An 18,897-nucleotide genomic window follows, 5' to 3' on the forward strand; every position below is an offset into this window, starting at 1 on the left:
TTTTTTGTGCCTGCTATTCCGGTTTGTTCTTCACTTCCCGCCAGATCCGCCACGCCATGCCCAGCAACAGCACAACACCGACAATTAACGCCCCCCATACCAGCATTGTCTGCCACTGACTGGCGCGTTCCGCTTCCGAAGTCGCCGTCAGTCGCTCCTCGCCACCGAGCGTGACTGGCTCCAGCGCAGTTGCGTGAGGAATCGCCTCCAGCGGCCAGGCTTTCTCCAGCGCCTCCGGGATCAGCATGTTCATTGCGATGCTGACGTTTTCTGCCGCGCCATTCCCCCAGGCAAGCAGATAAGGCGCGTTACCCTGCGCATTAAAGACCAGCGTTAGCTGGTCCCGACGGCCGGAGATGTCTGGCAGCGTCTCCGGCAGATGGGCATTCACCGTCGTCAGACGTATCGCCTGCACCACCCTTTCCTGCATCAGGAACGGCTCTGAACGTCGGTTATCCAGCGAATAAAGTACCTGCTTCGTTAAGGGCTGCCACGCACCGTTTTCCGCGCTGCGCCAGGCGAGTTCCACCGGCAGCACCGAACCATTCTCCAGTGTGAAAGCGATCGACGTCAGCGGTTGCGGCTGTGCCCACTGGTAAATCGCCTGGTTTTCCGACACCCGTTTTTCTGCGCTTTTCAGCACGACCTGATCGTTTTCCAGCGCTCTGTTACGTGGCAACGCCGAAGCCCCTGTGAGGGTCAGCGGCGGGGTTTGATCGGCAAACACCAGCAGCAGATAACGCGTACTGTCTGACGACATTCGGGTTGAAAGACTGAGGCGATCCATCTTCAGGCGGTCGGTACCGCTGGTCAGATCCATCAGCGTTGCCGACTCGTCCTGCAACGTCCAGTCGTCCAGATCGTGGCTGGTATAGAGCGAAACTTTACCTTGCCAGTTGCCGGTCGGGGTTTTCCAGTCCAGCCTGAGCTGCGAAATATAGCGCGACTCCTTTGACGCATCAGGCAACGCCAGTAAATAGCTCTGTCCGGCGTTTCTGGCGTCCTCGCTTTGCAGATGCACTTCCAGACCGCCCGACGAGCGAAGCACCATGGTCTCCGGCGCGCGTCGGGTGTCTGTATTCACGTTGAGCGGTGCCGCGGTCAGCGGAAAAACACGCAGTGGAATGGCCTCAGGAGCAGTGGCAGCCGTTTTCTGCACCACCACTGAAAAAGGTACCGTCTCACCCTGCTGGTTAAAGACGCGCACATCGCGCATATCCGGCCACGCCGTCTGCTGGTAGACCTGCGCGGGTAAATCAATGCGAAACCAGGGCGCTGATGCCGACGTTTCCAGCGTCATGCCAAAGGCGTAATCCCCCGGCGTTTCCGCAGGAGCCTCAGCGCAAAATGCCGGTATCGCAGCACTGAGCGCCGCTCCCAGCATGACGCTTTTCATCCATTTCATTGTTCTTCTCCTGCTTTTTTGACCGGTTCCGCTCTCGGCGGTAAAGGTGAAAAGTAGCCGATAATCAGGACCAGCACCGCCACGCCGATAAACGCAATAGCACGCGCCAGTCCGCCGCCGCGCGCGCTGTCCACCAGCATTAGTTTAACAATCACCACACCCAATAACACCGCGCCGCAAAGCCATTCGTAGCGCGACGCGCGACGGGTGGCGCGCAGCATGACAATCAGCGCTGTCAGCATCCAGAACAGGGCAAACGTGGTCTGAAGCAGGCGTGAATGCCACAAACTTTCGGGATACCATGGGATCTCGCCAAAATACGCCAGCGCACGCAACAGCACCCCGTTCAGCCACCAGAAGCTGAGCGCCAGCAGCGCGACCTTCATGAGACGACGGAAAGCAGCGACCTGCCGCGGGAAGCGCGATACCGGGAAACGGCTGTACACCAGCAACCCCAGCAGCGCGAACGCCGCGCCCTCTTCCAGCGGGTTAAGCAGTGGCAGATAGCGCTGCTGGAAAACAACGCCGTTCTGAAAATTCGCCACGATCAGCAACAGCAACAACACAACAGCCACGGGCGCCATTGCCAGCGCGCCATACAGCTCAGGCCAGACGCGGAACGGCCAGTACTGACGACGAAGCGCGATATTCACCAGCATGATGGCGAGACCGCCCGCCGCCATCACGAGGCCGCTCATCCAGGCGTCCATTCCCCACGGCAATGCCCGGACAAACCAGAAAAGCTCATGGCCCAGCGCCAGCAACAGCATCCAGAAGAGCGATAAATGCAAGCCTTGCGAGGCGAGGCGTCGCAGCTCCGCCTCATCCCGACGCAACAGCAGGATGGCGGAAGGCAGCGCCACCAGCCACGTCAGGCTCTCCCGGCCAGCGGTGAAAATGCCGCCGTGTCTTATCTGATAATCGAGCAATAACAATATCGCGGGCCACAACAGCCATTTCGCATAGCCCACTTCGGCCCATGCCAGGCGGATCCCGCCGTAGCGCCAGATCCAGGCGGAAACGGCGAGCAGCGCCAGCATCACGGCATAAATATAAGGCTCGTGATCCAGCAGCAGTTCGGTCGCCTGATAAAGTGTAAAGATCCAGAAAATGATCCCGCCTGCCAGCAGTGCCCAGCTCACTTCCCGACGCAGCGCGCACCACAGCCACGCCGCCGCCAGCCAGCAGGCGCTCATGACCAGTGAAATCATCATCATAGTGAGCGCGCCGGAAGGTTGCATAAAGGCGGTTATCGCACTCGCCAGCGCCAGTATCAGCAGTACCGTGCCGCTGATACTCATGCGCCTTTGCTGCTGTTGTACGCCCAGCCACAGTACTCCGAGCCCTTCCAGCGCCCAGGCCATCGCCGTCCAGCGCGCGGAGAGCGCCAGCGGGATCGCCAGTGTCACAAAAGCGCCGCCGAGGGCCAGCGCCGCCAACACCAGTGGTTTGCCACCAAGGGAAAAACGTTTGAGCGCCAGCCAGGCCAGTAGCATATAGACGCCGCCATAGGCCAGCGCGCTGAGCGCCGGGCCGTATTCCATATGCTGAGTGATACCGTACTGCAGTCCATAGCCCACCAGCGGCGGCGCGAAGAGCAGAATGCCGTCCACCACCCGCTGACCGCGACTCTGCGCCCGCAACGACAGCACCACGCTCAGCACGCCAAACAGCAGCATGTTGGCAATCAGAAACAGCTGGCTGTTGAGGTAATACTCAGGTTTCCAGGAATCAATACCCCACAAGGTGCCGACGCCAAAGGTAAACAGTAGCCCTAACAGATTCAGCTCGCGCCAGTGCTGCCACACGCTGATGGCGAGGATACCGACCGACAGCAGCAGGTAAAACGAGAAAAGCGCGACATAATTCCCGCTTCCGGTGGAGAGCAACAGTGGTGTCAGATAACCGCCGAGACTCGCCAGCATCGCCAGACTGAGCGCCTTTTGCAGGATCGCCAGCCCGACGCTGGCGGCACAAATCAGCACCAGCAATCCAAACGCCAGCGAGACGGGTAGCATGTCCCAGAGCCGGAACGCGCCAAAAACTGTCAGATAGAGCACGCCCGTGCCGCCACCCTGCAGGATCAGCGCATAAACGCGCTGTTTATGCCGCAGATACCAGCCAAAGGCGAGGAGTCCCACCGCCGCCAGCGCCGTTAATGCCAGCCGCAGTTCGAGGGAAAGAAGTTGATGTTCAACGGAATAGCGGATCAGGAAGGAGAGCCCGACGAACAGCAGGATAATCCCCAGTTTTGCCAGCGGATTGCCCTGCATAAACCAGCGTGCCAGCGAGGTAACCATGCCGCCAAACGCCGTGGGTTTTTCCGGCTGAGCGGGTTTCGCGTCCACCACTTTTGGCGGCACGGGTGCAGGCGCGGGTTCCGCCTTCTGCACAGGTACCGCCGGTATAACCGTTGCAGGCTTCGGAACCGGGACAGGTTCGGGCTTCTGTTGCTCAAGTTGCTCAACACGGCGGCGTAGCATCGCCAGCTCATCCCGCATGGCTCCGCTTCGCCGGAAGGCAATAATGGCAAGCGCTGGCACCACCACCAGCGCAAAAAACAGTATTACGCTGCCAAGGAAAAGAAGTTCATCCATGTTTTCACCTTCGCTGTATGCAGTCCCATTACAGTGGCACAAAATGTGCCATTTGTACTTAGTCACGACTCAAACGCGATGAAAATCAGAAAACATTTCGGGAAAAACTGGCGAGAAACTCAGCGAACGCTACGCTTAACTGCCCGTCCACACCGTGGCGGAAATCGATGGCAGCGTCAGGATATTGTCATGGATGACGCCTTTTCCTTCGCGGTTTTGCCACGCGTTGACCGCCATCAGCGGCGTTTTCTCCAGCACGACTTCACAGGCGTCGCCCCGGTTGATCGCCACCAGTACACGCTGCTGCTGCCAGACGCGCAGAAACACCACCACGTTATCCTCTGCATACACCACATGACAGGCGCCATAGCGTAGTGATTTGCTGCTCTTACGCAGTTTCGCCATGCGCTGATAAAGCGCCCGCAGTTTCTCATCCTGATGGCGTTTGTCCCACGGAAACGGCTTGCGGCAGAATGGATCGTTATTGCCGTCCAGCCCCACTTCATCACCATAGTAAATGCAGGGAACGCCGGGCCAGGCAAACAGCCAGACCACCGCCAGCGGCAGCCGCGCCACATCTTTCCCCAGCAGCGTTTTAAAACGCGCCGTGTCATGGCTGTCGAGCTGGTTGAACATCCGCAACTGCTGCTGATGCGATAACCCGGCGCGATAGTTTTCCATCCACGCCATACAGGTCTGAGCGTCGAGCTGCTGCGGATCGTAAGAGATATCGGTATTGGCGAGAAATCCCCATAGCGGATAGGTAAAGCCGCGATAGTTCATGGCCGCGTCTTCTGCATCCGCCTGCAACCACTGGCGGGCATCACCGAAATGCTCACCAAACACGTAGGCTTCCGGCTGCGCGTCTTTGGCCGCGCGAGTGATACCCGCAACGTGTTCGAGGTTGTTTTTCGCACCACCGGCTTCGCCCAGCATATGCACCACATCGAGACGCCAGCCATCCATCTGCCATGGCGCCTTCAGCCAGTGGCGAACAATGCTGTCTTCACCACGGTAGATCTCCTCCACCAGTGCTGGCGAACAATAGTCCAGTTTCGGCAGACTCGGATAACCCAGCCAGTCCAGCGCACGACCCTCGTCGGAAAAACTGTACCAGTCACGCCAGCGGGAGTCGGGATCATGACACGCTCCACCGCCTGTGCGTTGATGCCGGTCGAACCAGGGGTGCGACTCGCCGCTGTGGTTAAAAACGCCGTCGAGGATCAGCCGCATGCCTTCCTGCCGCGTATTATGCCGCAGGCGTAGCAGCGCCTCATCACCGCCAAACTGCGGGTCAACGTGGCGATAATCTTGCGTATCATATTTATGCACGCTCGGCGCGGTAAAAACCGGGTTCAGGTAGAGCGCCGTGACGCCCAGCGTTTTCAGGTAGGGCAGTTTTTCACTGATGCCATCGAGATCGCCGCCATAAAACGTCGATCCGGCCCCTTCTGCGGTGAGCGGTTCATCCCAGTCGCGCAGCGTAATATCCCGTGCGGACTGGCGCGAACGGCTGCGGGCAAAGCGGTCGGGAAAGATTTGATAAAAAACCTGTTCAGCCACCCATTGCGGGCCATGATCGGGGAGATCGATGGCAAACAGTTCGAGCTTTGCAGGTGGAAAGCGGCTGAAGCCCTGCGGCGAAAACCACAACTGACGATTATCCCACAGCAGCTTAAAGCCGTAGCGGCGACGGGGCTGCCCCTGAGTGAGATCGATCTCCCCTCGCCAGGCCACTACGCCGTTGTGCGGCGAGCGCCGCAGGCGGTGCATCGGCAACGTCAGTTCTTCATTATCCTGTTCAGCACGCAACGTTATCCGTGTCGGAAGATTGTCACCACGCAGCCACAGCGTAATCGACAGTCGATCCTGGTGCGCTTTAACAAACGGCGCAACAGGAAGATGCCAGGCCTTCAACATCGTCAGATCCCCTCATTACAAAATACTTTCACCATGCCATAGCCGGGGAAAGGATAACTCATCATCAAGCGGTTTATTGGGGGGAGGAGCCCGGGGGAGGAGAAATTCGCCCCTTTCCCGTTTGAGAAAGGGGCGATAAAAGTCAGTTATTTTCAGCGAGCTGGCGCTGACGACGTGTTTTGATGCCCCAGCCAGCCAGCAACAGGACAATCCACGCGAAGCCGACGTACAGCGAGATGCGCGTATCCGGATGATAGCCAATCAGCGCGATAATAAACACCAGGAACAGCAAACCAACCACGGTGGTCGCAACACCGCCCGGCACTTTGAATTTCAGCGCATTCACTTCTTCCGGCGGCAGACGACGACGGAAAGCGATTTGCGACAGCAGGATCATGATCCACACCCAGACAGTGGCAAAGGTCGCCAGCGAGGCGATAACCAGGAACACATTTTCCGGCATGATGTAGTTGAGATACACCGCAGACAGCAACGCAATAGTCATCACCAGTACCGTCACCCACGGAATGCCGCGGCGCGAGGTTTTGGCAAACACCTTCGGCGCGCTGCCTTGTTCCGCCATGCCGTGCAACATACGCCCTACGCCAAACACATCACTGTTGATGGCGGAGAGCGACGCCGTCAGCACCACAAAGTTGAGAATGCTGGCGGCGAAGGTAATGCCCATGTGCTGAAAGGTCAGCACGAATGGACTACCGTTAGTGCCCACCTGATTCCACGGGTAAATCGACATGATCACAAACAGCGTGCCGACATAAAACACCAGAATACGCATCGGTACTGAGTTGATGGCGCGCGGAATGGACTTCTCTGGGTCTTTCGCTTCACCAGCAGTGATGCCGATGATTTCAATCCCGCCGTAGGCGAACATCACCATTTGCAGTGACATCACCATCCCGAGCCAGCCGTTACTGAAGAAGCCGCCGTTGCTCCAGAGATTGTGAATACCGGTGGGCTGCCCGCCGTTGCCGATGCCCCAGATGATGATGCCGAAACCAGCGACAATCATGATGATAATAGTGGCGACTTTAAAGAACGAGAACCAGAACTCCAGTTCACCGAACACCTTCACGCTCATCAGGTTGATAGCACAGATGATCAGCACCACGCTCAGCACCCAGATCCAGTGCGGCACCGCCGGGAACCAGACACCCATATAGATGCCGAAAGCGGTAACATCCGCGATTGCCACAATCAGGATTTCGAAACAGTAGGTCCAGCCAGTGATGTACCCGGCAAGCGGGCCGAGATTTTCCTGCGCATAGCGCGAAAAGGAGCTGGCAGAAGGGTTGTGCACGGACATTTCGCCCAGCGCACGCATAATGATATAAGCGGCGACACCGCCAATGATATACGCCAGCAGCACGCTCGGACCGGCCATTTTAATGGCGTCGGCCGAACCATAAAAAAGCCCGGTACCAATCGCAGATCCGAGCGCCATGAAGCGAATGTGGCGCGTGCTCAGCCCGCGTTTTAGCTTATTTGTACTTTCCATCGACTCCACTGCCAAAAATGCCAAATTATCAAAAACAAAAACCACGGAGTTTCACACCCCGTGGTTATTTAACCCTGTTTGCGCCGGATTAGTGGGCGTTTGACGTTACCTGACGGCCCGCAGCGCGATCCCAGATAACAGCCAGCACCACCATCACCATCGTCGGCATCAGCCAGGCAAGCCCCTGCTCTGCCAGCGGCAGACGCGCGGTCCAGCCCGGCAGCATCTCCGCAAAGGCGGACGCCTTAACGCCGTCAAGGATACCAAAAACCAGGCTGATAAACATCGGCGGCGCAATCACGCGGGTGGTACCGTGCCACCAGTTGCGGGTGAAGCTCAGCACGACCAGCGCAATACACGGCGGATAAATGGCAGTCAGCACCGGAATGGAAATCTGGATCAAATGGCTCAGGCCAAGGTTGGACACCGCCATCGAGAAGACGCCAAGTACCAGCACCAGCGTGCGGTAGGAGAACGGCAGATATTGCGAGAAGAACTCTGCGCAGGCGCAGGTCAGGCCCACGGCGGTAACCATACAGGCGATGAAAATCAGCGCCGCTAACAGGAAGCTGCCCGCGCCACCGAAGGTGTGCTGCACATAAGCATGCAGAATGGCCGCGCCGTTGGCGGATTGATCAACCAGCAGCGAGCTGTCAGAGCCGAGGCGGAACAGCGCCAGGTAAAGCAGCGTCAGGCCGACACCGGCCATCAGACCGGCCCAGATGGTGTAGCGGGTCAGCAGGCGCGCTTCCGTTACGCCACGCGAACGCGCCGCGTTAACAATAACAATACCAAAGACCATCGCGCCCAGCGTATCCATCGTCAGATAACCGTTAACAAAACCGTTGGAGAACGGCGCGGTCTGATAGGCTTCCAGCGCATGGCTGATCGGCCCGGCCGGCCAGACGATAGCGGCAATAGAGAGGATCAGCAGCGCGATGATTTTCAGCGGCGCCAGGAAGTTACCGACGGTGTCCAGCAGCTTGCCCGGGTAGAGCGACACGAGGATCACCAGTGCGAAATAGACCAGGCTATAGATGAACAGCGGCATCGTGCCGTCACCCGTCAGCGGCGCAATCCCCACTTCAAAGGAGACCGTCGCCGTACGCGGCGTGGCGAACAACGGACCGACCGCCAGATAGCAGACCGTCGCCAGCAATACGCCCGCGATTTTACCAATCGGCGTGCTGAGGCTGTCCACACCACCGCCGACTTTCGCCAGCGCCACCACCGTCAGTACCGGCAGCCCCACTGCCGTAATCAGGAAGCCAAACGCCGCCATCCAGACGTGTTCACCAGCCTGCAAACCAACCATAGGTGGAAAAATAATGTTGCCAGCGCCAACAAACAACGCAAAGGTCATAAAGCCCAGGGCGATGATGTCGCGTGATTTTAACTGATGGGTCATAGTGTCTGACTGCCTGTGGATGTGGTGTTGTAAAAATGTAACCTTTCGCGTTTTCCCGATGGGATAATACCGCGGCAATAAATGGGTAACTCAGCGGGATATGCTCCCGAATACGCGCGGCGAAGAATTGTTTTTCGAATTACCACGCAAATGCAGTGCGTAAAAGTCTGCAAGGGCGCAATTTAAACGCTTATAACGTTTTAAAGCAAGGAGGGATCGTGAAACCAGATGATTATGCTAATAGTAATTTCTGGCATAGCTTTTTCAGCCAGTCAGACAAAAAACTTATGGCTAATCATGCGAACAAAAAAACATCAGACGCGCATTAATCCATCAGATTTACGATCAGCTGCAAATAAAAAGGACCAGCCTGCGCTGGTCCCGGAAAGAAAAGCTGACAACGCCAGGATTATCCGGCTTTTTTGGCAATCAAACGTTCCGGCAGGATAAAGCTAAAACGCGTGCCTTTGCCGACGGTACTTTCAATATCCAGACGGCTGTCGTGATGGCTGATCGCATGTTTCACAATCGCCAGCCCCAGGCCGCTGCCGCCGGTTTGCCGCGAACGGGCTTTATCAACGCGATAGAAACGTTCGGTCAGACGCGGAATATGTTCCGCCGCAATCCCCGGGCCGTTATCCTCCACGCTGAACAGCGCGCCATGCATCACCCGCTCCCAGCGAACGGTGATCTCCGTGCCGGCTGGCGTGTGGTTAATCGCGTTATACACCAGGTTTGAAATGGCGCTGCGCAACTGTTCTTCATTACCCATTACCTGCAGGGAATCATCCACCTCAAAATGGAGGATATGCTTCTGCTGGCTGAGGGTTTGCGCTTCGCGTTCCACCACGCGCAGCATCATCGGCACGTCAATGCGGTCGTTCAGCGCCATTTTCGGCGCGGCTTCAATCTTCGATAACGTCAACAACTGTTTGACCAGCCCTTCCATCCGATAGGTTTGCTCACGCATGGTATGCAGGGCTTTGTCACGCAACGGGCCTTCCAGTGTCTGCTCCTGCATCATTTCGAGATAACCCTGCAACACCGTCAGCGGTGTACGCAGCTCGTGACTGACGTTGGCGAAGAAATTGCGTCGCGCGCCTTCCAGTTGATGCATCTGGGTGACGTCGCGCGCCACCATCAGCCACTGTTGCTCGCTGTAAGGCATCACGCGGATTTCCAGATGTCGCCCGGTATTAAGCACCAGATTCAGCGGCTTTGAGAAATCGCGATGTTTAAGGTAGTGGGCAAATTCTGGATAGCGGAGCAGATTAAGAATGTTTTGCCCACTGTCGTCGGGCCAGCGTAACCCCAGCACCTGCTGTGCCAGACCGTTACACCAGAACATGTTGCCCTCCTCAGTGGTGAGGATGACGGCATCCGGCAGTGATTCCGCACCGCTGCGAAAGCGTTTGATCAGACTTCCCAGCTCGCGCCGCCGTTTTTTATTACGCAACTGCATCTGATGCAGACCGTATAACAGCGGCTCCCAGCTGCCAAGTCCTGGCGGCGGCGTCATGCTACGATCAACCCAAAGCCACCAGGAAAGACGTAATAAATTCCAGAAATGCCAGATTAACAACCCTGTCACCGCCGCCAGTAAAAACCACGGCAGATAACCAAAAATAGCCCCCAGAATGAACGCCGGGATACAACATAAGATCAGCTCAAGCGCCAGCCTTCTCCATGACAGCCGTTCCAGCACGGGTCTACTCCTGTCAAATTTTTAGAAACGAGCAGAAAAACGATAGCCCGTACCGCGAACGGTTTGAACCATGCGATCATGACCGCTCAGTTCCAGCGCCTTACGTAAACGACGAATGTGAACGTCGACCGTCCGGTCTTCGACATACACATTGGTGCCCCAGACATGATTTAACAATTGTTCGCGACTGTAAACACGTTCCGGGTGTGTCATAAAGAAGTGCAGGAGCTTAAATTCGGTAGGCCCCATATCGAGCGGGTTTTCGCCAGTCATGACGCGATGCGAGGTGGGGTCGAGACTTAATCCCTGCATCTCAATCACCTCTTCCACTGCCATCGGTGAAATACGGCGCATCACGGCCTTAATACGGGCCACCAGCTCTTTCGGAGAAAAGGGTTTGGTGATGTAATCGTCCGCGCCGGTTTCCAGCCCGCGCACGCGATCTTCTTCTTCGCCGCGCGCCGTTAACATGACAACGGGAATTTCACGCGTCATCGCTTCGCGTTTCATATGTTTGATGAACTGAAGCCCCGATCCCCCCGGCAACATCCAGTCAAGCAGAATCAAATCAGGCCAGGGTTCGTTGAGTTGATTCACTGCACTGTCATAATCCTCGGCCTCAACTGGCTGAAAGCCATTTTGCTCCAGCACGAAGCACACCATCTCGCGGATAGGTGCTTCATCTTCAACGACCAGAATTCGTCTCGCCATTATTTACCCTGTATTTTTAGTAGCAATTATAGAGTGCGGCGCCATTATGCGTCAGATTTATGACAGATTTATGAAAAGATGACCGTCTTATGATAGTCACACCCGGAGATTATGACACCCGTCGACCCCACCCGCGTTGAATGTTTATAATCGGCGCTACGCTTCTCTGCTACGGACCCACTATGCGCATCATCCACACCTCAGACTGGCACCTCGGCCAGAACTTTTACAGCAAGAGCCGTGCTGCCGAACACGAGGCATTTCTTGACTGGCTGCTGCTGACCGCAGAAGAACAACAGGTTGATGCCATTATTGTTGCAGGCGATATTTTTGATACTGGTTCGCCGCCAAGCTATGCGCGCGAACTCTATAACCGCTTTGTCGTGAAGCTCCAGCAAACCGGCTGTCATCTGGTGGTGCTTGCCGGCAACCATGACTCTGTCGCGACGCTTAATGAATCGCGCGATATCCTCGCGTTTCTGAATACCACGGTGGTTGCCAGCGCGGGCTGCGCCCCTTTTGAACTGAAGCGCCACGACGGCACCGTGGGGGCGATTTTCTGCCCGGTGCCTTTCCTGCGCCCGCGCGATATCGTCACCAGTCAGGCCGGGCATTCTGGCAGCGAAAAACAGCAGCACCTGCTGGCTGCCATTACCGATTACTATCATCAGCAACACCAGCAGGCTGTTGCGCTGCGTGGCAACCGCGCGTTGCCGATTATCGCCAGCGGCCACCTCACCACTGTCGGCGCCAGTAAAAGCGATGCAGTACGCGATATCTACATCGGCACGCTTGACGCCTTTCCGGCGCAGAATTTCCCCGCTGCTGATTACATCGCTCTCGGCCATATCCACCGCGCGCAGCAGATCGGCGGCAGCGAGCATATTCGCTACTGTGGCTCACCGATTGCCCTGAGTTTTGACGAAACCGGAAAACGCAAAAGCGTCCACCTGGTGAGTTTCAGCGGCGGCAAACTGGCGCAAGTCGATACGCTTGAGGTGCCGGTGACGCAGCCGCTGGCGGTGATCAAAGGCGATTTCGCCAGTATCAGCGCCCAGCTTGGCGAGTGGCGCAACCGTACAGAAACAGTGCCGGTGTGGCTGGATATCGAAATCAGCAGCGACGAATACCTGCACGATCTACAACGCAAAATTCAGACCCTCACCGAAGATTTGCCGGTTGAGGTGCTCCTTATTCGCCGTAGCCGCGAACAGCGGGAGCGGATCATCGCCAGTGAGAAGCGTGAATCCCTGAGCGAACTGCGGGTGGAAGAAGTGTTTGCCCGCCGCCTCGCACTGGAAACGCTGGAGGAGGACCAACAGGCGCGCCTGCGACAGTTGTTCGATGAGACCCTGCACAGCCTGTCCGGGGAGGAAAACGCATGAAAATCCTCAGCCTGCGACTTAAAAATATCAACTCCCTCAAAGGTGAATGGAAAATCGACTTCACCGCCGAGCCGTTCGCCAGCAACGGTTTGTTTGCCATCACCGGCCCGACCGGCGCAGGGAAAACCACGCTGCTGGACGCCATCTGCCTCGCGCTTTACCACGAAACCCCGCGTCTGAACACCGTCTCACAATCGCAAAATGATCTGATGACCCGCGACACCGCCGAGTGTCTGGCGGAGGTGGAATTCGAGGTTAAAGGGGTCAGTTACCGTGCCTTCTGGAGTCAGAACCGCGCGCGTAATCAGCCGGACGGAAATTTACAGGCACCGCGGGTGGAGCTCGCCCGCAGCGAAGACGGCAAAATTCTGGCAGATAAAGTCAAAGACAAGCTGGATCTGACCGCCTCGCTGACCGGGCTCGATTATGGCCGTTTCACCCGTTCGATGCTGCTGTCGCAGGGGCAATTCGCTGCCTTTCTTAACGCAAAACCCAAAGAGCGGGCTGAATTGCTCGAAGAGCTGACCGGCACGGAAATCTACGGGCAAATTTCGGCGATGGTGTTCGAAAAACACAAAAATGCCCGTACCGAACTGGAAAAATGGCAGGCGCAGGCATCCGGCGTGCAGATGCTCAGCGACGAGCAACAGCAGGCGTTGCAGCAACGTTTGCAGGCACTTACTACGGAAGAACAGCAGACGCTGACTGCTCAGGCACAGTTGCAGACGCAGCTCCAGTGGCTCCACCGCCAGCAGGAGCTGGAAACTCAGCAGCAGCTTAGCCAGACCCGCTTACGCGACGCACAACAGGCGTTAGTGGCGGCGCAACCACAACTGGAGACCCTGACCCGCACGCAACCTGCCGAACAGTTACGCCCGCTATGGACGCGCCTGCAAGAACAGACGGCGACAGTCGCTGACACCCGTCGGCAGAGCGAGGAAGTAAATACTCGCTTACACGCCTCGCTGCGCTTGCGTGACCGCATCTGGCGCAGCGCCGAACAGCAGCACAGTGCCTTGCGCGAACAGGAAAAACGCGTCGCAGACTGGATCGAACAGCATGAACACTTTCGCCAGTTGGCAACGATGCTGAGCGGCTGGCAGGCCACTTTCTCCCAGCTCTCGCGGGATGGCGCGCAACTCGCCACGCTGCGGCAAAAACAACATGAGCTGGAGCAAAAACGCCTGGCGCTGCCAGATTCCGGCCTGACGCTGGACGGCGATGCCCTCGCGCGAGCACTGGCGCAACACAGCGCCCTGCGACCGCAACGTCAGCAACTCGCTGCCCTGCACGGCCAGTTTTTACCGCTGCAACAACGCTTACAACGGTTGCAGGAAGGGTTAATCGCGCGCCAGAACGAGCAGGCGCAAATGGAAACCCAACTGCAACAGCGACGCCAGCACTATAAAGAAAAACAGCAGCAGTATGTTGACGTGCGTACCCTGTGCGAGCAGGAAGCCACCATTGTGAAGCTGGAAGCGGAGCGCGCGCGTTTGCAAGCCGGGCTGCCCTGCCCGCTGTGCGGCTCAACGGAACATCCGGCAGTGGCGGAATATCAGGCCATCGTTCCCGGCGTGAATCAGGCTCGCCGCGATGAACTTGAGCGCGAAGTTAATAAGCTGAAAGAGGAAGGCGCGGCGCTGCGGGGGCAACTGGAGGCGTTGCAGAAGCAGACGCAAAATGACACGCAGGAAGCGGACGCTCTGCGCCAGCAAACGCTCGCGCTCACGGCACAATGGCAACAGGTGATCAGCGAACTACAGATCACGCTGTCACCCACGGACGATATCGCCGGCTGGCTGAAACAGCAGGACGATGAAGAACAGCAACTCTGGCAGGCCAGCCAGCGGCTCAGCCTGCAGAGTCAGATCAACGAATTACAGCAGCAATATGAGCAGCTGACGCAGGAAGGTGAGGCGCGTTTACAGGTGCTCGACGACGCGCTCCGCCCGTTTAACCTGACGCTGCCCGCGACTGGCGAAGAAACGCACTGGCTGGCGGCGCGCAATGAAGATGCCCGTCAGTGGCAGACGCAGCAAACGGAGCAACAGACGCTCCAGCAACAGCGTAGCGCGCTGGTTCCGTTGCTGGAAACGCTGCCAAAACCTGCTACGGAAGAGACACTGGAGCCTGCGCCGCTTGATGGCTGGCAGCAGGTGCATCATGACTGCGTGTCGTTGCACAGCCAGTGGCAAACGCGCCAGCAGCAGGAAGCGCTGGAGAACGAACGACTGACCGCGTTGCAGAAACAGTTTACCGACGCGCTCGTCGCCAGCCCGTTTGCCGATCAACCCGCTTTTCTGGCCGCCCTGCTTGATGAGAACACTCGCCAGACGCTGGAACAGTTGAAAACAGAGCTGGAGAAAGCGGTTCAACAAGGGCAGACGCTGGCAGAACAGGCGCAGGCGGCGCTGCAGCAGCATCAGCAAACACCACCCGCCGCGCTGGATGCCACACGACCGCTTGACGAGTTACAGCAACAGTTGCAGCACTTCACGCAACAACTGCGCGAAAACACCTCGCTACAGGGGGAGATCCGCCAGCAACTGAAACAGGATGCCGACAACCGGCAGTATCAGCAGGCGCTGATGGAGAAAATCACCCAGGCCACCCGGCAGGTGGAGGACTGGAGCTGGCTCAACGCGCTGATCGGTTCAAAAGAAGGTGATAAATTCCGCAAATTTGCCCAGGGGCTGACGCTCGACAATCTGGTGTGGCTGGCGAATCATCAACTGACCCGCCTGCATGGCCGCTATCTGTTGCAGCGCAAAGCCAGCGACGCGCTGGAGCTGGAAGTGGTCGATACCTGGCAGGCCGATGCGGTGCGCGATACCCGCACGCTGTCCGGGGGCGAGAGCTTCCTCGTCAGCCTCGCGCTGGCGCTGGCGCTTTCAGATCTGGTCAGCCACAAAACGCGGATCGACTCGCTGTTCCTCGATGAAGGGTTTGGCACGCTGGATAGCGAAACGCTGGATACCGCACTCGATGCGCTTGATGCGCTGAATGCCAGCGGCAAAATCATCGGCGTCATCAGCCACGTTGAGGCGATGAAAGAGCGCATTCCGGTGCAGATCAAAGTGAAGAAAATTAACGGTCTGGGCTACAGCCGGCTGGATAAAACCTTCGCGGTGGAGTGAACGCCAGCCCGGGGCGCTATGCTTGCCGGGCTTACGGGTGATTGCAGTATGTGAGGCTACAGCGGCCACAACCAGGCGGCGCCGCGCACGCCGCTGGAATCGCCATGCGCCGCTTTGCGGATCGGCGTTTCGCACTCGCCGCCAAACACCCCGTTTTTCACCAGCCCCGGCACCGTTTTGTACAGACGATCCACATTACTCATGCCGCCGCCGAGGACAATCACGTCCGGATCGAGAATATTCACTACGTGCGCCAGTGACTTCGCCAGCCGCAGTTCGTAGCGGCTGAGCGCCAGTTCCGCGACCGGATCCTGTTGCTCCACCAGGTGCATGATTTCATCTCCCTTTAGCGCCTGACCGCTCAGCCGCTGATAATCAGTGGCAAACCCGGTACCGGAAATAAAAGTTTCAATGCAACCCTGTTTCCCGCAGTAGCACGGTACTTCCGCGCGGTAACGCAACTCGTCATCGTCCATCCACGGCAGCGGATTATGCCCCCACTCGCCCGCCGTGCCGTTGCCGCCGATATGCGAGCGACCGTTGATCGCCACTCCTGCGCCGCAGCCGGTACCAATAATCACCGCGTAGACCGTTTGCGCCCCTGCCGCCGCACCGTCCACCGCTTCTGACACCGCCAGGCAGTTGGCGTCGTTTGCCAGACGCACGTCGCGATTGAGACGCTGGCTGAGATCCTTATCAAATGGTTTCCCGTTAAGCCAGGTCGAATTGGCATTTTTTACCACGCCAGTGTAGGGCGAAATAGAGCCGGGAATGCCTATGCCGACGGTACCCGGCTGGCCGGTCTCTTTTTCCGCCATCGCCACCAGCGTCGCAATGGTTTCAATGGTCTGATGATAGTCATCACGCGGCGTCGGCAGGCGATGACGAAATAGCTGTTTCCCCTGGTCGCTGAGTGCCACCACTTCGGTTTTGGTACCGCCTAAATCAATGCCTATACGCACAGAACGCTCCCCTGAATCCGGATTAACAATGCAAGCGTAGCGACAATTCGCTATCATGCCCGCTGGTTTCAAACATTGCCGTGGAAATTAACATGCTGTGGTTCAAAAATGTAATGGTTTACCGTCTCAGCCGCGACATCACGCTGCGTGCTGAAGAGATGGAGAAACAGTTAGCCGGACTGGCATTCACCCCGTGCGGTAGCCAGGATATGGCAAAAACCGGCTGGGTACCGCCGATGGGTTCACACAACAGTGACGCGCTGACGCACACGGCAAACGGCCAGATAGTCATCTGCGCGCGTAAAGAGGAAAAGATCCTCCCTTCGCCGGTGATCAAACAGGCGCTGGAAGCCAAAATCCAGAAACTGGAAGCCGAACAGAGCCGCAAGCTGAAAAAAACCGAAAAAGATTCCCTGAAAGACGAAGTGCTCCATTCCCTGCTGCCGCGCGCGTTCAGCCGCTTCAGTCAGACGATGATGTGGATTGATACCGTCAACGGGCTGATCATGGTGGACTGCGCCAGCGCGAAGAAAGCTGAAGACACGCTCGCCCTGCTGCGTAAAACCCTCGGCTCGCTGCCGGTAGTGCCGCTGTCGCTGGAGAATCCTATCGAACTGACGCTGACCGAATGGGTACGTTCCGGTGCGGTCGCCCAGGGGTTCCAGCTGCTGGACGAAGCCGAACTGAAAGCGATGCTGGAAGATGGCGGCGTGATCCGCGCGAAAAAACAGGATCTGGTGAGTGATGAAATCGCGGTGCATATCGAGGCCGGGAAAGTGGTGACCAAACTGGCGCTCGACTGGCAGCAGCGCATCCAGTTTGTGCTTTGCGACGACGGTTCGCTGAAGCGCCTGAAATTCAGCGATGAACTGCGCGATCAGAACGATGACATCGACCGTGAAGATTACGCCCAACGTTTTGATGCAGATTTCATCCTGATGACCGGCGAGCTGGCCGCGTTGATTCAGAATCTGGTGGAAGGCCTGGGCGGCGAAGCCCAGCGCTAAGAATAATCCCGGCGCAAGGCCGGGATTTTTTTATTTCAGATAACGGCAAAGATACGAGGTCGGCTCCGCGACCTGCAGATGAAACTCGCTGTGGCCAGGCACATGGAATACCGCTCCGGCTTCATAGGTTTTCCATTCAGTTTCCCCTGGCAACAGCACGCGCAGCGCACCGCTGACCACCGTCATCTCTTCCGGCTCTGCGGTTCCAAAGGTGTACTCTCCTTCCGCCATCACGCCAACGCTGGCTTTGCCTGTACTGCTGCTGGTAAATCCAATGGATTTCACTTTGCCGGAAAAGTATTCATTACTTTGAAGCATAAACTGGCCCTTATCGCTTAAGTTAAGCTTTCAATATAGGGGTCAGCGTGAAGGGCTGTCACGCAAAAAAACGCGTTACACCAGCAGCTCAGCGGCCAGGCGCGCCACCAGGATATTTGACAACAATACCGGGACATCCAGCTTCTTTTGCAGCAGATCGCGATGCTTCTGGCTATAACCGAGACAATCCAGCATCAGCACATCCGCGCCGCTGTCAAGTAATTCGCGCCCGGCATCCACCAGTTGCGCATCGGTATGCCGCATCGGGTCCGCCAGCGCAAAACGGGGCGGGTTTTCCAGCACCTGCCATTTCTGTTGTTGCGAGGGGATCAGCTCTTTTAACGGCACGAGCACCCCGACGTGATGACCATCGACGATCGACGCCACCAGCGGCGGAATAATCCGCAACGGCTCCAGCAGGATGGCATTGCGCGCGACGAGACTGGTAATCGGTGCGGTGCTCATAAACAGGATCACATCATAATGCTGCTGATCTAAAACCTCGATAACGGCCTGCAGGTCGCGCGCCACTTTGGCTTTTGACACGTAAACTCTTTCGTTGTCGTTCAGTAACGACACGATCATCTCTTCGCCGGGCTCAGCGCCATAATCTTCCATCACCTCTTCACGGGTCATTTTGCCAAGCAGGCTGATATGAGTGATTTGATCTTCCCTGATATTCTCGGTCAGATAGGGTAATGCCTCATTGACTGGCACGACACCAATAGTAAGAATCGCCAGGCTTGCACTCATGTTATGTACCTTTCTTTCAGACTGCGTCCGCCCTGGCAGAGCACAGTCTTTCCACTGCTTTTGATACAGGCTT

13 protein-coding genes are annotated in these 18,897 nt (G+C 57.2%); 3 read left to right on the forward strand and 10 right to left on the reverse strand.

Annotation, left to right across the window (positions count from 1 at the left end; translation table 11 throughout):
* Nucleotides 1-13: 13 nt before the first annotated feature.
* The 7 genes from QMG90_RS16600 to phoB all read right to left on the reverse strand — a co-directional run bounded on the left by QMG90_RS16600 (nt 14) and on the right by phoB (nt 11,262).
* Nucleotides 14-1,405, reverse strand: coding sequence for a DUF3999 domain-containing protein (locus QMG90_RS16600; RefSeq protein ID WP_283280743.1), 1,392 nt, complete (start codon nt 1,403-1,405; stop codon nt 14-16).
* The gene (locus QMG90_RS16605; protein WP_283280744.1) at nt 1,402-4,002 is read right to left on the reverse strand and encodes a DUF2339 domain-containing protein; all 2,601 of its coding nucleotides are present in this window, start codon (nt 4,000-4,002) and stop codon (nt 1,402-1,404) included. The genes QMG90_RS16600 and QMG90_RS16605 overlap by 4 nt, the downstream gene beginning before the upstream one ends.
* A 135-nt stretch (nt 4,003-4,137) precedes the next feature.
* Entirely contained in the window at nt 4,138-5,922 is a 1,785-nt protein-coding gene (malZ, locus tag QMG90_RS16610; protein ID WP_283280746.1) for a maltodextrin glucosidase, read from the reverse strand.
* A gap of 142 nt (nt 5,923-6,064) precedes the next feature.
* Complete coding sequence (gene proY, locus QMG90_RS16615) at nt 6,065-7,438, reverse strand: proline-specific permease ProY (RefSeq protein ID WP_283280747.1); 1,374 nt, start codon at nt 7,436-7,438, stop codon at nt 6,065-6,067.
* An 88-nt stretch (nt 7,439-7,526) separates the two neighbouring features.
* On the reverse strand, nt 7,527-8,846 hold the full coding sequence (brnQ, locus tag QMG90_RS16620; RefSeq protein ID WP_283280748.1) for a branched-chain amino acid transporter carrier protein BrnQ: 1,320 nt from the start codon (nt 8,844-8,846) through the stop codon (nt 7,527-7,529).
* A 409-nt stretch (nt 8,847-9,255) separates the two neighbouring features.
* The gene (gene phoR, locus QMG90_RS16625) at nt 9,256-10,551 is read right to left on the reverse strand and encodes a phosphate regulon sensor histidine kinase PhoR (protein ID WP_283280749.1); all 1,296 of its coding nucleotides are present in this window, start codon (nt 10,549-10,551) and stop codon (nt 9,256-9,258) included.
* A 21-nt stretch (nt 10,552-10,572) separates the two neighbouring features.
* Entirely contained in the window at nt 10,573-11,262 is a 690-nt protein-coding gene (gene phoB / locus QMG90_RS16630) for a phosphate response regulator transcription factor PhoB (protein WP_038155175.1), read from the reverse strand.
* A 182-nt stretch (nt 11,263-11,444) separates the two neighbouring features.
* On the opposite strand from phoB, the gene sbcD reads away from it, so the two are divergent.
* Together sbcD and sbcC are read left to right on the forward strand one after the other, a co-directional pair.
* A complete protein-coding gene (gene sbcD / locus QMG90_RS16635) occupies nt 11,445-12,647 on the forward strand; it encodes an exonuclease subunit SbcD (protein WP_283280750.1) in 1,203 nt (400 codons plus the stop codon).
* A complete protein-coding gene (sbcC, locus tag QMG90_RS16640; RefSeq protein ID WP_283280751.1) occupies nt 12,644-15,784 on the forward strand; it encodes an exonuclease subunit SbcC in 3,141 nt (1,046 codons plus the stop codon). The genes sbcD and sbcC overlap by 4 nt, the downstream gene beginning before the upstream one ends.
* A gap of 56 nt (nt 15,785-15,840) precedes the next feature.
* Here the strand turns inward: sbcC and mak are convergent, their stop codons facing one another.
* The gene (mak, locus tag QMG90_RS16645; protein WP_283280752.1) at nt 15,841-16,746 is read right to left on the reverse strand and encodes a fructokinase; all 906 of its coding nucleotides are present in this window, start codon (nt 16,744-16,746) and stop codon (nt 15,841-15,843) included.
* A gap of 92 nt (nt 16,747-16,838) precedes the next feature.
* Here mak and rdgC point away from each other — a divergent pair, with 92 nt between their 5' ends.
* A complete protein-coding gene (rdgC, locus tag QMG90_RS16650) occupies nt 16,839-17,753 on the forward strand; it encodes a recombination-associated protein RdgC (RefSeq protein WP_283280753.1) in 915 nt (304 codons plus the stop codon).
* Between the two features lie 30 nt (nt 17,754-17,783).
* Here the strand turns inward: rdgC and ppnP are convergent, their stop codons facing one another.
* Nucleotides 17,784-18,071, reverse strand: coding sequence for a pyrimidine/purine nucleoside phosphorylase (gene ppnP, locus QMG90_RS16655; RefSeq protein WP_283280755.1), 288 nt, complete (start codon nt 18,069-18,071; stop codon nt 17,784-17,786).
* Nucleotides 18,072-18,146: 75 nt separating this feature from the next.
* Nucleotides 18,147-18,824, reverse strand: a complete 678-nt coding sequence (locus tag QMG90_RS16660) for an AroM family protein (RefSeq protein WP_283280756.1) — start codon at nt 18,822-18,824, stop codon at nt 18,147-18,149.
* Nucleotides 18,825-18,897: the final 73 nt, after the last annotated feature.

It is taken from the genome of Trabulsiella odontotermitis (assembly GCF_030053895.1).
Taxonomy (GTDB): domain Bacteria; phylum Pseudomonadota; class Gammaproteobacteria; order Enterobacterales; family Enterobacteriaceae; genus Trabulsiella; species Trabulsiella odontotermitis_C.

What these genes read in the sequence shown, in the direction of transcription:
- malZ (WP_283280746.1), bottom strand. Translation starts at nt 5,922, where the DNA reads ATGTTGAAGGCCTGGCATCTTCCTGTTGCGCCGTTTGTTAAAGCGCAC.
- QMG90_RS16660 (WP_283280756.1), bottom strand. Translation starts at nt 18,824, where the DNA reads ATGAGTGCAAGCCTGGCGATTCTTACTATTGGTGTCGTGCCAGTCAAT.
- brnQ (WP_283280748.1), bottom strand. Translation starts at nt 8,846, where the DNA reads ATGACCCATCAGTTAAAATCACGCGACATCATCGCCCTGGGCTTTATG.
- phoB (WP_038155175.1), bottom strand. Translation starts at nt 11,262, where the DNA reads ATGGCGAGACGAATTCTGGTCGTTGAAGATGAAGCACCTATCCGCGAG.
- sbcD (WP_283280750.1), top strand. Translation starts at nt 11,445, where the DNA reads ATGCGCATCATCCACACCTCAGACTGGCACCTCGGCCAGAACTTTTAC.
- rdgC (WP_283280753.1), top strand. Translation starts at nt 16,839, where the DNA reads ATGCTGTGGTTCAAAAATGTAATGGTTTACCGTCTCAGCCGCGACATC.
- QMG90_RS16600 (WP_283280743.1), bottom strand. Translation starts at nt 1,405, where the DNA reads ATGAAATGGATGAAAAGCGTCATGCTGGGAGCGGCGCTCAGTGCTGCG.
- QMG90_RS16605 (WP_283280744.1), bottom strand. Translation starts at nt 4,002, where the DNA reads ATGGATGAACTTCTTTTCCTTGGCAGCGTAATACTGTTTTTTGCGCTG.
- ppnP (WP_283280755.1), bottom strand. Translation starts at nt 18,071, where the DNA reads ATGCTTCAAAGTAATGAATACTTTTCCGGCAAAGTGAAATCCATTGGA.
- proY (WP_283280747.1), bottom strand. Translation starts at nt 7,438, where the DNA reads ATGGAAAGTACAAATAAGCTAAAACGCGGGCTGAGCACGCGCCACATT.
- sbcC (WP_283280751.1), top strand. Translation starts at nt 12,644, where the DNA reads ATGAAAATCCTCAGCCTGCGACTTAAAAATATCAACTCCCTCAAAGGT.